At 70.4% G+C, this 13,590-nt stretch carries 10 protein-coding genes and 1 pseudogene; 7 read left to right on the top strand and 4 right to left on the bottom strand.

Annotated features, from left to right (window positions below):
• The first annotated feature begins 9 nt into the window (after positions 1-9).
• Positions 10-297, top strand: a complete 288-nt coding sequence (locus AC07AB_RS06960; RefSeq protein ID WP_478561590.1) for an integrase core domain-containing protein — start codon at positions 10-12, stop codon at positions 295-297.
• Positions 298-472: 175 nt separating this feature from the next.
• On the opposite strand, the gene AC07AB_RS06955 is transcribed toward AC07AB_RS06960, so the two are convergent.
• Together AC07AB_RS06955 and AC07AB_RS06950 are read right to left on the bottom strand one after the other, a co-directional pair.
• On the bottom strand, positions 473-1,258 hold the full coding sequence (locus tag AC07AB_RS06955; RefSeq protein WP_478561231.1) for a pentapeptide repeat-containing protein: 786 nt from the start codon (positions 1,256-1,258) through the stop codon (positions 473-475).
• Positions 1,259-1,561: 303 nt separating this feature from the next.
• The gene (locus AC07AB_RS06950; RefSeq protein ID WP_478561228.1) at positions 1,562-2,575 is read right to left on the bottom strand and encodes a LacI family DNA-binding transcriptional regulator; all 1,014 of its coding nucleotides are present in this window, start codon (positions 2,573-2,575) and stop codon (positions 1,562-1,564) included.
• A 195-nt stretch (positions 2,576-2,770) separates the two neighbouring features.
• On the opposite strand from AC07AB_RS06950, the gene AC07AB_RS06945 reads away from it, so the two are divergent.
• Positions 2,771-5,380: a PA14 domain-containing protein gene (locus AC07AB_RS06945; RefSeq protein ID WP_478561225.1), complete on the top strand. Its 2,610-nt coding sequence runs from the start codon at positions 2,771-2,773 to the stop codon at positions 5,378-5,380.
• Between the two features lie 155 nt (positions 5,381-5,535).
• Here the strand turns inward: AC07AB_RS06945 and AC07AB_RS06940 are convergent, their stop codons facing one another.
• Positions 5,536-5,811 carry a hypothetical protein gene (locus AC07AB_RS06940; protein WP_478561222.1) on the bottom strand — a complete coding sequence of 92 codons (276 nt, stop codon included), beginning with the start codon at positions 5,809-5,811 and terminating at the stop codon, positions 5,536-5,538.
• A 169-nt stretch (positions 5,812-5,980) separates the two neighbouring features.
• On the opposite strand from AC07AB_RS06940, the gene AC07AB_RS06935 reads away from it, so the two are divergent.
• The 3 genes and pseudogenes from AC07AB_RS06935 to AC07AB_RS06925 all read left to right on the top strand — a co-directional run.
• The gene (locus tag AC07AB_RS06935; protein WP_478561219.1) at positions 5,981-7,546 is read left to right on the top strand and encodes an MFS transporter; all 1,566 of its coding nucleotides are present in this window, start codon (positions 5,981-5,983) and stop codon (positions 7,544-7,546) included.
• Between the two features lie 58 nt (positions 7,547-7,604).
• The gene (locus AC07AB_RS06930) at positions 7,605-8,237 is read left to right on the top strand and encodes a TetR/AcrR family transcriptional regulator (RefSeq protein ID WP_478561216.1); all 633 of its coding nucleotides are present in this window, start codon (positions 7,605-7,607) and stop codon (positions 8,235-8,237) included.
• A gap of 354 nt (positions 8,238-8,591) precedes the next feature.
• Positions 8,592-8,921: pseudogene (locus AC07AB_RS06925) on the top strand (thioesterase II family protein); the annotation flags it as partial.
• Positions 8,922-9,030: 109 nt separating this feature from the next.
• On the opposite strand, the gene AC07AB_RS06920 reads toward AC07AB_RS06925, so the two are convergent.
• Complete coding sequence (locus AC07AB_RS06920) at positions 9,031-9,711, bottom strand: TetR/AcrR family transcriptional regulator (protein WP_478561213.1); 681 nt, start codon at positions 9,709-9,711, stop codon at positions 9,031-9,033.
• A gap of 185 nt (positions 9,712-9,896) precedes the next feature.
• On the opposite strand from AC07AB_RS06920, the gene AC07AB_RS06915 reads away from it, so the two are divergent.
• A complete protein-coding gene (locus AC07AB_RS06915) occupies positions 9,897-11,753 on the top strand; it encodes an ABC transporter ATP-binding protein (protein ID WP_478561210.1) in 1,857 nt (618 codons plus the stop codon).
• Positions 11,750-13,450 (top strand): ABC transporter ATP-binding protein, encoded by a 1,701-nt coding sequence (locus AC07AB_RS06910; RefSeq protein ID WP_478561207.1) that lies wholly within the window; start codon positions 11,750-11,752, stop codon positions 13,448-13,450. Before AC07AB_RS06915 ends, AC07AB_RS06910 begins: the two co-directional genes overlap by 4 nt.
• Positions 13,451-13,590: the final 140 nt, after the last annotated feature.

Below are 13,590 nucleotides of genomic sequence, written 5' to 3'. Positions count from 1 at the left end.
CGACGGCATGTGACCGCAATCGCTGAGTACACCGGTCAGCAATTCGCTGCGCTGGGAAACGAGTTCGGGATTCGACTGTTGGTCAGCCGCACCAGTCAGTGCTGGGACAACGCGCTCGCCGAGTCGTTCATCTCGACCATCAAACGCGAACTGCTCGGCACCTCCGCCTGGCCCAGCCGGGCCGCAGCCCGCACCGCGATCTTCGACTTCATCGAGGGTTGGTACACCCTGCACCGACTGCACAGCAGACTCGGCTACCTCAGCCCCGCCGAATATGAGACCGCACTCGCAGCCTGACCACCGCACCAATAGTGTCCGCCAAAGCGGAACACGCTCAGTCCGCCGGGGCTCCGGATTCAGTGGCGCTCATGAGCACGAGCGAGTTCATCAGGCGCCTCACCAGGACGAACACATGCTGGGCGCCTGAACCGGACCCTCCACCCGGAAAGATCCGGAGCTGACTGGCGATGGCTCACAGTTCCCGCGAAATCTCGGGGGGCAGCTTGGTCGAGCGGGTAAGACGCGCCGCTGTCACCTGCTCGACAGTCAACCGCACTGCGGTCCGTAGATCGGCCCCGCCAAGCCGGGCACCGGCGAGGTTCGCCCCATCAAGCCGGGCGAGAGAGAGGTCCGCCCCGCTGAACCATGCGTCGGCGAGGTTCGCGCCGATGAACCAGGCACCGGCGAGGTTCGCCCGCTCAAAATGGGCACGAGTCAGGTTCGTACGGGAAAGCAGAGCACCGGAGAGATCCGTCCCCCTGAACCCGGCACCAGAGAGATCCGCCTCGTCGAGCTGGGCGCGTGAGAGGTTCGCCCCACTGAACCGGGCGCCGGGGAGGTTCGCCTGCCTCAGCGCGGCGGAGTGAAGGTGGAGGTTGCTGAAGTCAAGGCCCTGGATAGCACGGCTGCGGGGGATGCGGTGTGTGAGCTCGCTCAGCGCCTTCAGTGCCTCATGCACGTCAGTTTCGGGCTCGGCGGGCAACGTTGGCCGCAGCACGGGGGGCGGCTCGCTTGCAGGAGGGGTAGTTCGCCACACCGCGCTGATGCGGTCCCACCAAGTGGAGGGTGGTATCGCACATGAACTCTGAGGCACACGGCGCCGGATGAAGAGGGCCAGGGTTGGTACCGCGAACAGTGCCGCACCGAGCCCACGGTGGCCGAGTTGCGTCAGGAGCTGGATGCCCGCGGAACGGGTGTGCCGATTGTCGGAACCGAGGCGTACCAGAGCCTCCCTGAACCGATCGTCGTGCACGGCCATCGCCTCGACGCTTTTGGACCTGCGCATGTCTCATCCCATCGCAGAGGCAGAGATCCCATCCCCGGGAGCTGGCGCATTCACCCTGAAGAGCGAATGGGTCATGCGGTCCGCGTCATCGGAGGCCCTCCCAAGAACGGCATAGCCCGGCGCGTGAGCGCCGGCGGGGCTGGATGGCTGCCCGGTCGCGCGGGCGGTACGCGGTACAGGGAAGGTTTATATCGTTGGAAGAAAGCCGTACAGGCGTTGCGCAGAGACTCGCCGGCCGGAGGGGGGCGATCGTCGGGGCGCGGCGCTCCGTTCGGGTCAGCGGCGGCCGAGGGTGCTCTCGCGCTCGATCAGGCGGTATTCCGGGGTCAGTTCATGTCCCGAGCGATCCTCGGGCCGCTCCAGACGGTGCAGCAGCGACTGCACCGCGAGCCGGGCGATCGCGAGCTTGTCCGGCGAGATCGTGGTCAGTGTGACCGCACCGAACCGGCCCTCCGCGATGTCGTCGAAGCCGACCACCGCCACGTCCCACGGCACCCTGAGGCCCCGCTCGTGCAGCACCCGCATCGCACCGATCGCCACCAGGTCGTTGTACGCGAACACGGCGTCCGGGCGGACCCCCGAGTCCAGCATCCGGGCCATCGCGTCGGCGCCGTCGCCCCGGTCCCAGCCGCTGGTCTCACCGACCAGCGTGTCCGGTGCCGGCAGTCCTGCCGCAATCAACTCCGCGCGCCAGCCGTCCAGTCGCAGGTGCGCGGGCCGGCTGGCCGAGTCGGTGCGCGCGCCTAGGTAGACGATCTGCGTACGGCCGCGGCCCAGCAGATGGCGCACCGCGGTACGGGCCGCGGCGACGTTGTCGATGGCGATGTGGTCGTAGGGCAGGTCGTACTCGCGCTCACCGAGCAGCACCAGCGGCACGTCGTCGTCCCGGCCGCGCAGATCCTCCGCCTCCAGCTCCAGCGGGCTCAGGATGAGTCCGTCGATCACCCGCGCCCGGAAGCTCTGGCTGACCAAAACCTCTTGCTCGCGGTCGCCCTGGGTGTGGTCGAGGAGCACGGTGACATCGTGCGCCGCCGCCGCGTCGATCACGGCTCCCGCGAGTTCGGCGAAGTAGGGGTTGCCGAGCTCGGGGACGGCGAGGGCGATGATGCCCGTACGCCCTTTGCGCAGGTTACGGGCGGTCAGGTTCGGTCGGTAGCCGAGCTCGTCGATCGTCTGTTGGACGTGCCTGCGCATCGCCGGAGTCACATGCCGGTAGTTGTTCACGACATTCGACACGGTCTTGATCGAGACGCCGGCGTGCTCCGCGACGTCCTTGAGGCTCACCCGCACGGAATCTCCCTCGGCTCGGCACGCCCGCCCCTCGGGCGCGCTCGTCCTGGCTCTGGACAGCGCGCCGGATCACGTGCTGTCATGCGAACTGCTGTTCTTTGCAACGTTGTACAGATGAGTTGTACCGACTTGAGCGGCGAGTCGCCACCCTTCCTCACCGCGTTTTAGCAGACGCGTTCCCCTACAGGAGGATCCGTGCGCACCAGAACCCTCAGACGAACCGGCCGACATTTGGCCCTGCTCCTCACAGCGACACTCGGACTCACGGGGCTCACCATGGCCCCGCACGCCACGGCCGCGGACGATCCGGTCGTGCCGAAGGGGCTCAAGGGCGAGTACTACACCCAATCCGCCCCGGGGGCATTCGACTTCGGCAAGTTGAAGGCGACGGGATTCGATCCGAACATCGACTTCGGCAGCCTCGAATCCCGGCTGCAGTCCGCCACCGGGCAGTCGGATCATGCCAGTGTGCGCTGGACCGGGAAGCTCGTGCCCGAGAAATCCGGCTCGACGACGTTTTCCATCATCGGGGACAACGGCTTCCGGCTGTGGGTCGGTGGGAAGCTGGTCATCGACCACTGGGTCGATGACTGGGACAAGGAACAGACCTCCAAACCCGTTGCGTTGACGGCCGATCAGGCGGTCGACATCAAGGTCGAGTACTTCGAGCACGTCGGCGGATCCAATCTGCATCTGCGGTGGACCGAGCCCGGCGAGCGGAAGCAAGCCATCCCGTCGTCGGCGTTCCGGCTGCCCGACGACTGGAAGTACGACGGTGCCATCGGCACGACCGTCCTCGGTGACGGGCGGAGCCTGAAGCTCGACTTCGCGCAGAAGATCGGCAGGGTGCCGGGTCAGGTGAACGGCCATGTCTCGGCCGTGATCGGGGGCAGCAAGTGGCCGCTGAGCCGCGTCAAGGCGGACCCGGACGACTCCCGGGCCCTGCTGATCGGGCTGAAGGAGCCCGTCGTCGGCAACAAGAACGGCGACGCGCCGGGCCTCGTGGACGTGGCGTACGACGGGAAGGGCGGCCTGACCGGAACGGACGGCGTCGCCGTCGGCTCCTTCTGGTCGAGTGGGCCCAACCACTCCACACACGAACTGAGCACCACCTGGGGCGACGGAGTGACGCCCGCTAACGCGCACCGCGAGTACCCGCGGCCGCAGCTCACCCGGTCCGAGTGGCGGAATCTTAACGGGAGGTGGCAGTTCGCCGCGGCCAAGGCGGGCGACGCCGTACCGGTGGGCAAGCGACTGGGCGAGAAGATCCTGGTGCCCTACCCGGTGGAGTCACAGCTGTCCGGGATCGAGCGCCACGAGGACCGCATGTGGTACCGGCGCACCTTCACGGTTCCGGCGGACTGGAAGGTGGGCCGCGGCAAGCGGCTCCAGCTGAACTTCGGCGCCGTCGACTGGCAGGCGCAGGTGTACGTGAACGGCAAGAAGGTCGCCGATCACAAGGGCGGGTACGACAAGTTCAGCGCGGACATCACGGACGCGCTGAAGCCGGGGCGCACCCAGGAGCTCATCGTCGGCGTGTACGACCCGACCGACGCGGCGAACGGTGAGAACCCGCCGATGGGCAAGCAGCGCCTCGACCCCAGCGGCATCTGGTACACCCCGTCCTCCGGGATCTGGCAGACCGTGTGGATGGAGCCCGTCGCCGCGGACCATGTCGCCGATCTGAAGCTGACGCCCGATGCGAGCGGCAGGCTGACCGTCGAGACCAGGGGCGTACGTGACGGCCTTCCGGTCACCGCCACCGCGTACGCCGGAAAGCGCAGGGTCGGCACCGTTACGGGCCGGTCGGGGAGTGCGCTCGACCTGAAGATCCCCAAGCCGCGCTTGTGGACGCCGGACGACCCCTATCTGTACGACCTCAAGGTGAGCGTCGGCGGGGACCGGGTCAGGAGCTACTTCGGGATGCGGTCGATTTCCGTGGAGCGGGTGGACGGCACTCCGCGCACCGTGCTGAACGGGAAGCCCACCTTCATGATGGCCACGCTGGACCAGGGGTTCTGGCCCGACGGGCTGCACACCGCGCCGAGCGACAAGGCGCTCGCGTACGACCTGAAGATGCACAAGCGGATGGGGTTCAACTCGGTCCGCAAGCACATCAAGGTCGAGCCGGACCGGTGGTTCTACTGGGCCGACAAGCTGGGGCTGCTCGTATGGCAGGACATGCCGGCGATGGCGGCGGGGACGAACCCGAGCACGGCGGCGCGCGCCGAGTACGAGCGTGAGATGCGGACCATGATCGACCAGCACTACAACCATCCGTCGGTCATCATGTGGGTCACGTTCAACGAGGGCTGGGGGCAGTACGACGAGGCCCGCATAGCCGACCAGGCCAAGGCGTGGGACCCGACGCGGCTGATCAACTCGATGTCGGGTCTCAACCTCGGGGTCGATGGCGGTACGGGCGACATCATGGACGAGCACGGGTATCCGAGCCCCGCGCTGCCGCCGCACCCGGACGGCAAGCGGGCTCTGGTGGCAGGGGAGTACGGGGGGCTCGGGCTCGGTGTTCCCGGGCACGCGTGGTCCGTGCAGCAGTCGTATGTGGACGTGGATCCGGCCACGTACACGGATGACTATCTCAACAAGCTGAACGAGGTGCGGGCCTTGGCCTGCAAGGGGGGCAACGGCGCCGTCTACACGCAGATCTCCGATGTGGAGGGCGAGTTGAACGGCCTGGTCACCTATGACCGCAGGGTCGTGAAGCCCGATGTGAAGCGGGTGCACGATGCGCAGCGGGCGTTGATCCGTGACGCTTCGCAGGCTCAGCCCGCCGGGTGTGCCTGAGCTGTTCTGATCGCGCCATGAAGGGAGGGCGGCCGGCTGCTCGTCATGGGCGATGGTCGCTCTCCTCTCTCCCCGGCGGCGTGTGGCCGGTGCGGGCAGCCCGGGTGTACCCGTGCTCGCCCTCTTGAGCTCGTCCTCGTCCGGTCCCGGCTCCCTCACGTGACCGGGGGCCGTGCGCGTAGGCCCTGATGGCCCCCGGCCCGTACGACGAGGACCGGAGCGGGGCAGCGGCGGGCATCGGGCAAGCCCTTGCCGCGATGGGCCGCGCGTCCGGCGGACGACGAGGCGCGCCCCGGTCGGCGGCAATCACCCGCCGGGGCCCGGCCCTCGGCCTGCTCCAGCCGGTAGATCACGTCCAGGAGGGCCATCACCTGACGGCGGTGCTCCCGCGACAGCTCGCCGGCGCGCATCGCCATCAGGCTTCGCGACATACCGTCAACTCTGCTACCGCATGGCTGGGTTGACTCGCCTGACAACCCATCACCCGACCGGCCGAAACGGAGAATTCCCCGGCCGCCCAGTAGTGCGCGAAGGCGCGCGCTGGGTATGTTGTGATACGAGACTGTCTCGTATCACAACATCGAGGGAGAGGGATGAACTATGTCCAGGCCGGCCATCTGGGATGACTCGAAGCGCTGGTGGGCACTGGCGGTTCTCGTCATCTGCGTACTCGTCAACGGGTTGGACGCGACGATCCTGTACGTGGCCATGCCGGAACTCGTGCAGGAGTTGGGCGCTTCCAACACCGACCTCCAGTGGTTCCACAACGCCTACCTGCTGGTCTTCGCCAGCCTGATGCTGCCCTTCGGCGTCTTCGCCGACCGGATCGGCCGCAAGCGGTTACTGATGGCGGGTCTGGTGGTGTTCGGACTCGCCTCGGCGTACGCGACGTCCGCGGACAGCTCCGGCGGGCTCATCCTCGGCCGGGGCCTCATGGGACTCGGCGCCGCGATTGTCACCCCCGTGTCGCTGGCCATGCTCCCGGTGCTCTTCGCGCCGAAGGAGCGCGCGCGAGCCCTGGCCATCTGGTCCGCGGGCGTGGCCCTGGGGCTGCCGATCGGCCCGTTGGCCGGCGGCTGGCTGCTGGAGCACTTCTGGTGGGGCTCGGTCTTCCTGATCAACGTCCCGGTCCTGGTGGTGGCGCTGGTCGCGGGACTGCTGCTGTTCCCCGAGCACAAGGGGGCGAAGAAGCACGCCTTCGACTGGACGGGCGCCGTCCTGTCCGTGATCGGACTGGTCTCGCTCACCTACGCGCTGATCCAGGCGCCGGAGGAGGGGTGGCTGAGCGCGACCACCCTCGGCGGCCTGGCCGCCGGAGTCGTGGTGCTGGCGCTGTTCATCGTGCGTGAACGCACCACCGACCACCCCCTACTGGACGTCTCGGCGTTCGGGAACCGGCATTTCGGGGCCTCCATCGTGGCTCTCCTGCTGGTGCACTTCGCGATGACCGGCTTCCTGTTCATGCTCAGCCCATATCTCCAGGCCGTGCTCGGCAACACCTCGCTGGGCACCGGGGTGCGGATGCTGCCCGTGGTCCTCGCGGTCATGGTCGGCGCGGGTTCGGCCGAACGCCTCGCGCCACGGGTGGGGCCGCGCGGCCCCGTGGTCACCGGCCTGCTGCTGATGTCCGCCGGTCTGGTGATGTTCTCCACCACCGAGGCTGATTCGAGCGACTCCTACGTCGCGGTCTGCCAACTGCTCCTGGGGCTCGGCATCGGTCTGACCCTCGCGATCGCCATGCATACCGCCCTGGCCACGGTGGCCGACGAGAAGTCGGGCGAGGCGTCCGGGGTGACCAGCGCCTTCCGCCAGGTCGGCGGCGTCATCGGGGTGGCCGTCCTGGGCAGTGTGCTCGGCACCGCCTACCGCGGTGACCTGGAGCCCGCGGTCAAGGGGCTGCCCAAGCCCGCGGCCGACGCCGCCGGTGACACGGTCGGCGCCGCTCTCCAGGTCGCCCGCCAACTGGGCGCGGGCGGGGAGAAGCTGGCCCTCAAGGCCCGCGAGGCGTATGTCGACAGCATGGACCTCGCCCTGATCGGCGGAGCCGTGGTGCTGCTCGTCATGGCGGCCGTGGTGTTCGTATGGATGCCCCGGAAGGCCCCCGTGCACCCCGAGCCGGCCACCCTCGCGGAGCCCGCCTCCACGAAGGGCGAGCGCGTAGGATGATTCGTGCCAGGTGGGCGACGTACCAACCACCGGAAGCACCGAGAGGCTGACGGTAACGATGCATGAGATCCGCGAAGATCAGCCGTCCGGCATACGGCGTGGCGGCCGCCCGCGCAGCCGCAGCGCCGACGGGGCCATTCTCCGGGCGACCGTATCGCTGCTGGGGGAGTCCGGCTTCCAGGGCCTGACGATGGAACAGGTCGCCCGGCGGGCGGGCGTCGGCCGGGCCACGGTCTACCGGCGCTGGCGCACCAAGGAAGAGATGATCATCAACGCGCTGGACACGTTGATGGCGGACTTCGACGTGCCCGAGACCGGAGATCTTCGCGGAGACCTGCTCGCCATGACCCGCTGGCTGCGGGACGGCCTGCTGAACGCACCCGAGGGACGGCTGCTGCCGCACTTGGCCGCCCAGGCGGTCAGCGATCCCAACTTCCCCTCCAGTCACATGGAGACCTGGGTCTGCCCCTGGCGTGACGCCGCGGAGCGGGTGCTGACCCGCGGGCGCGACGAGGGTCTCGTCCGCCAGGATGTGAACCTCGTGGGCGTCGTCGACATGCTGGCCGGAGTGATCATCCTCCGGCTCTTCCTCGGCCAGGGGCGGCCCCTTCATGACGAACAGATCCAAGACATGATCAACACCGTGCTCGATGGCGCCCTGGTCAACAGCCCCGAGAGCACCGGAAGCTGACGTTCCGTCATTTTGCCGTACGGGCTCCGGCGACCCCGCGGCCACCGCGGCGGGGGTCATTGAGAGGGCCCGCCCATGCCCGTACCGGCACCCGCGCCCCGGCCGCCCGGCCACCCTTCCGGGACGTGCTCGCCCACCAGTGGCCGGCCGGCGTGCTCCGCGCGCTCGGCAAACTGAGGGAACACGCCCGTACGGGTGACGACCCGCTGCGCCGAGGCCAACGGCTGCTCACCGTCAGTGAGGCGTGGCAGCGGCTCACCGCGGGTCTCGGCTACCCCGAACCGCTCGGCCACGGGCCGTGGCGCCACTGGCCGCGGTGGACTTCGCCGAGACCCGAGGAGGAGAGCGCCCCGCATGAAATGGTTCCAGAGCCACCGCGCGCTGCGCGGCACGGCCCTTCGACTGTTCTGCTTCCCGCACGCCGGCGGCGGTGCGGGCTTCTACCGCGACTGGGCCGGGCTCCTGCCGCCCGGCGTCGAGATGCACGCGGTCAAGTACCCCGGCCGCGACGACCGGATGGCCGAGCCGTTCATCGAGAACATGGACGATATGGTCGACCAGGCCGTCACCGCGATGACGCCGCTGCTGCGGAACGTCCCCAGCGCCCTGTTCGGCCACAGCATGGGCGCCTCGGTGGCGTACGAGGCCGCCCGGGAGATCGCCGCCCGCGGGCTGCCCGCCCCGCGCCATCTGTTCGGGCAACTGCGCGCTCCTTGCCTGCGCCTCGCGGACGGGTGCCGCCAGCGTGGCAGGGTCCGGCTGGCGAAAACCTGGACGGCGGCGCGGCGTGCGGTCAGCCGCCGGGGGCGGCGGCGCGCGCGAGAACTCCGTCGACGATGTCCTCCAGGCCCTGGCGGTAGGTATCACGGGCGGTCAGCTCGGCCCATTGGCCGGAGAGCGCCGCGAGGCGGGGGAGCTCGACCGGGTCGATGGCGGTGATGGCCTGGTCGCGGTAGGCGGGGCGGTCGAGCTTGGCGCGGCGGCGGTCGCTGGTGTCGCGGAACATGATCTCGCCCGCGGTGTAGTACCAGATCACGCGGTAGGCGTAGACGGCCTGTTCCGGGGTGAGTCCGGCGCCGACGGCGGCGTCCACGACGTTCTCGACGATCCGGAGCGCGGAGACGGCCATCAGGTCGTCGGAGATGACGACCTCGACGATCCACGGGCACTTGGCGAGGACGTCGTGCAGGACCTGGGCCGCGGCGAGAAGGCGGTCGCGGGGCCGGTCGGGGAGGTCGGGGCGGGGGATCTGCTGGGCGTAGTCCTCCAGCAGCAGGAGCAGCAACTGGTCCTTGTCGTGCACGTAGCGGTAGAGGGCCATGGGGGTTATGGACAGCTCACGGGCCAGCCGCCGCATGGACAGATGGTCGACGCCCTCGCTGTCCAGGATGTGGCGGGCGGTGCGGATGATCGTCTCGCGGGACAGCCTGCCGGGGCGGTTCGGTCCGGCTGTGCGGGCAGGTGGGGGATTCAACTGGCCGCCTTTCTCTGTTTTCTGGTTTCTGGGTGCTTACGAGGTGTTTGACGGGGGGTCGGCCGCATCGTATCGGCGTGGTGTGGATGGCATCGGCACGGGATAGTGGTGACAGAAAGGTCAGTGAGGGTTACCTTGGTATACGCGTATACTCGTTCTGCGTGAAAGCTACTTGGGGGCGGCGTGTGAAACCAGGGTCCGAACCAGGGGAAAGCTCCGGAGACGGCGAGCAGCACCCGGCGGAAACCGCGCCGCACCTCTCCGGGCGACAGGCCCTGGCCGCGCTGTTACGCCCGTACCGCGGCGGACTGGCCGCCGTGCTCGCGCTCCAGGCCGTCAGCGCCCTGGCCGGACTGGCCCCGCTGCTGGCCGTGGCGGAGCTGGGCCGGACGCTGCTCGGGGACCCGCCCGTGGACCACGGCCACGTATGGGCGGTCGTCGCGCTGGGCGCGGCCGGTCTGCTCGTACGCGTCCTCCTCGGCACCCTCTCCGGCGGCCTCGCCCACCTCATCGACGGCCGGCTCCAGCTGACCCTGCGCCGCACGCTCGCCCAGCGGCTCGCCCGGGTGCCGCTGGGCTGGTACGCGCGCCGCAGCTCCGGCGAGCTGAACCAAGTCGCTCAGAACGATATCGCTCAGCTCCACCACCTCTTCGCCCACACCCCCGGCGAACTCACCTCCGCCGTGGTCGTCCCCGCCGCCTCACTCGCCTATCTGGCCTGGGTCGACTGGCGGCTGACCCTCGTCGCGGCCGTGCCGGCGCTGCTCGGCCTGGCGTGCCACCGCGCGCTCGCCTCCGACGGGCGGCGGCGCGACAAGCAGGCGGTGGGCGCCGCCATGGGCCGGATCACCGGCTCCGCCGTCGAGTTCGTCGAGGGCATCGCGGTGGTGAAGACCTTCGGCGGCGCGGACCGCGCCCACCGGCGCTTCACCGATGCGGCGGACGACTTCGCCGACTACTTCCTCGGCTGGGTCAAGAAGGTCGCACCGCTCGCCTCGGTCGCCACCCTCGTGCTCTCCCCGCCCTTCGTCCTCCTCACCGTTCTCACCGGCGCCACCGCCCTCCTCGCCGCCGGCTCCCTCGCCCCCGCCGACCTGATGCCCTTCCTGCTGCTGTCGATGGCGCTCACCGCCCCCGTCGCGGCCCTCGGCCACGGCATGGACAACGTGCTCGCCGCCCAGCAGTCGGCCGAGCGCGTCAACGCCCTGCTGGCCCTGGCCCCGCTGGCCGAGCCCGCCGCCCCCGCCCTGCCGCAGGGGCACCGCGTGGAGTTCCGCGACGTCCACTTCGCGTACGAGAGCGACCAGCCCGTCCTGCGCGGCATCGACCTGACCCTGGAGCCCGGCACGACGACGGCGCTCGTCGGCCCCTCCGGCGCCGGCAAGTCCACCCTCGTCCAACTGCTCCCCAGGTTCCTCGACCCGACGTGCGGTCAGATCCTGCTCGGCGGCGTGGAGTTGCGCGATATGCAAAGCCGCGAGCTGTATCGCCGCATCGCCTTCGTCTTCCAGGACGTCCGGCTGCTGCGCACCACCGTGGCCCGCAACATCGCCCTCGCCGTGCCGCACGCCGACCGCGACGCCGTCGAACGGGCCGCGAGGGCCGCCGGAATCCATGAATGCGTCGCGGCCATGCCGCGCGGCTACGACTCCGTCATCGGCGAGGACGCCGGACTCTCCGGCGGCGAGGCCCAACGCCTGTCCATCGCGCGGGCGTTGCTCCTCGACGCGCCCGTCCTCGTGCTCGACGAGGCCATGGCCTTCGCCGACCCCCGGACCGAGGCCGCCGTGGGCCACGCGCTCGACGCCCTGGCCGCGGACCGCACGCGGCTCGTGATCGCCCACCGCCTGGAGACCGTCACCCGGGCGGACCGCATCGCCGTCATGGAAGACGGCCGCATCGTCGAGAGCGGCACCTATAGGGAACTGCTCGCCAAAGAAGGGAAGTTCGCGACGATGTGGCGAGCGCAGCACGGGCGCCCAGGGCGGGACGCCGCACCGGCGGGCACCGAGCCGAGCCTGCTGGGAGGCGAGGGCCGGTGATCCGCCTGCTCCTCCGCGTGCTCGGCGAACGACACGCCCGCCCACTGCGCCGTGCCATCGCCCTGATGGCGGCCGGCGCGGTCGCCGAAGGGCTCTCCTACGCGCTCCTGGTGCCCCTGTCGCGCGCCCTCCTCGGGGGCAGCGCGCACGACGCCTGGCCGTGGCTCGCCGCCTTCGCGGCGGCCGTCGCCGGCTACGCCGCGCTGCACGCCGTCAGCGACCTGGCCGGCTACGGCACGGGCGCGGCGCTCTCCCGCGGCCTCCACCACCGGCTCGGTGACCACCTCGCCCGGCTGCCGCTGGGCTGGTTCACCCCGAACCGGGTGGGCGAGGTGACGGTGCTCGCCGGCCGCAGCGTGCTGGAGGTCATGTCCGTCCCCGCACACCTGCTGAAGCCCCTCACCAGCGCGTACCTCACCCCGCTGACCGTGCTGGCCGTGATGTTCTGCTTCGACTGGCGGCTGGCGCTCGGCGGGCTGATCGCCGCGCCCCTGATCGCTTGGGTGCTGCGCGCGACCTCCCGCGCCACGGCGCGGGCGGACGCCGAGCGGGCGCGTCGCGGCGAGGAGGCCGCGGGCCGGGTCGTGGAGTTCGTACGGGCCCAGCCGGTGCTCCGCGCGGGCGGCACGACCGGCGAGGGCTACCGGCTGCTGGACGACGCGCTCCAGGAGCAGTGGCGGGCCGGACGGCGCTCGTCCCTCGCCGCGCTGCCGGGCGTGCTCGGCCTCTCCTTCGCGGTGCCCGTCGCCTTCACCGCCCTCCTGGCGATCGGCGCCCAACTGGCCCTGAGCGGACGCACGGAACCGGCCGACGTGCTCGTGATGCTGGTCCTGGCGGCCCGCTGCGTGGACCCGCTGCTGGCCGTGTCGGACCTGAGCGGCATCATGCGCGGCGCGCGCGGCGAGCTGGAGCGCGTCGACGCCGTGCTCAAGGCCCAGCCGCTGCCGGAGCCCGTCGAACCGCGGGAACCGGTGGGGGACGGGATCGCCCTGGAGTCGGTCTCGTTCCGCCGCGGCGGACGCACGGTCATCGACGGGGTGTCGCTGACCGTCGCCGAGGGCGAGCGGCTCGCGGTCGTCGGCCCGTCCGGCGCGGGCAAGAGCACGCTCCTGCACCTCATGGCCCGCTTCCACGACGTGGACGGCGGGACCGTACGTCTGGGCGGCGCCGATGTGCGCGACATCGCCACGGACCGGCTCATGTCCCGGTTCTCCGTCGTCTTCCAGGACGTCTACCTCTTCGCGGGCACCATCGAGGACAACGTGCGCCTCGGACGCTCGGACGCCACCCCCGCCGACCTCCGCGCGGCAGCCGCCGCCGCACGCCTCGACGAGGTCGTCGCCCGGCTGCCGGACGGCTGGGCGACCGAGGTCGCAGAGGGCGGCGCGGCGCTGTCCGGGGGCGAGCGGCAGCGTGTGTCCATCGCCCGCGCCCTGCTCAAGGACGCCCCCGTGCTCTTTCTCGACGAGGCGACCTCCGCGCTCGACCCGGAGAGCGAGGCCGCCGTACAGGACGGGCTGAACGCGCTGATGCGCGGCCGGACCGTGGTGCTGGTCGCGCACCGGCTGCACACGGTCGAGGACGCGGACCGGATCGTCTTCCTGGACGGCGGGCGCGTCGTCGAGTCGGGAACACACCAGGAGTTGTGCCGGCTCGGCGGGCACTACGCACGCTTCAGAGCCCCGGCAGCCGTCTGACACACGGCAGTCGAAAGCTCGTCGTACGTTCCACCGCCGGCAGCGGGGGGGGGGGGGGGGGGGGGGGGGGGAGGGGGGGGGAGGGGGGGGGGGGGGGGGGGGGGGGGGGGGCCGTCGTGCCATCCGCCGCAGCGAGTAAT

Source organism: Streptomyces sp. NPDC044033 (genome assembly GCF_056434425.1).
The sequence above is the reverse complement of the archived record's forward strand: the minus strand, read 5'-3'. Positions and strand labels throughout refer to the sequence as shown.

Bases quoted from the DNA above. Each gene is read 5' to 3' on its own strand.
- AC07AB_RS06955 (WP_478561231.1), bottom strand. From the start codon at position 1,258: ATGGCCGTGCACGACGATCGGTTCAGGGAGGCTCTGGTACGCCTCGGT.
- AC07AB_RS06940 (WP_478561222.1), bottom strand. From the start codon at position 5,811: ATGTCGCGAAGCCTGATGGCGATGCGCGCCGGCGAGCTGTCGCGGGAG.
- AC07AB_RS06935 (WP_478561219.1), top strand. From the start codon at position 5,981: ATGTCCAGGCCGGCCATCTGGGATGACTCGAAGCGCTGGTGGGCACTG.
- AC07AB_RS06930 (WP_478561216.1), top strand. From the start codon at position 7,605: ATGCATGAGATCCGCGAAGATCAGCCGTCCGGCATACGGCGTGGCGGC.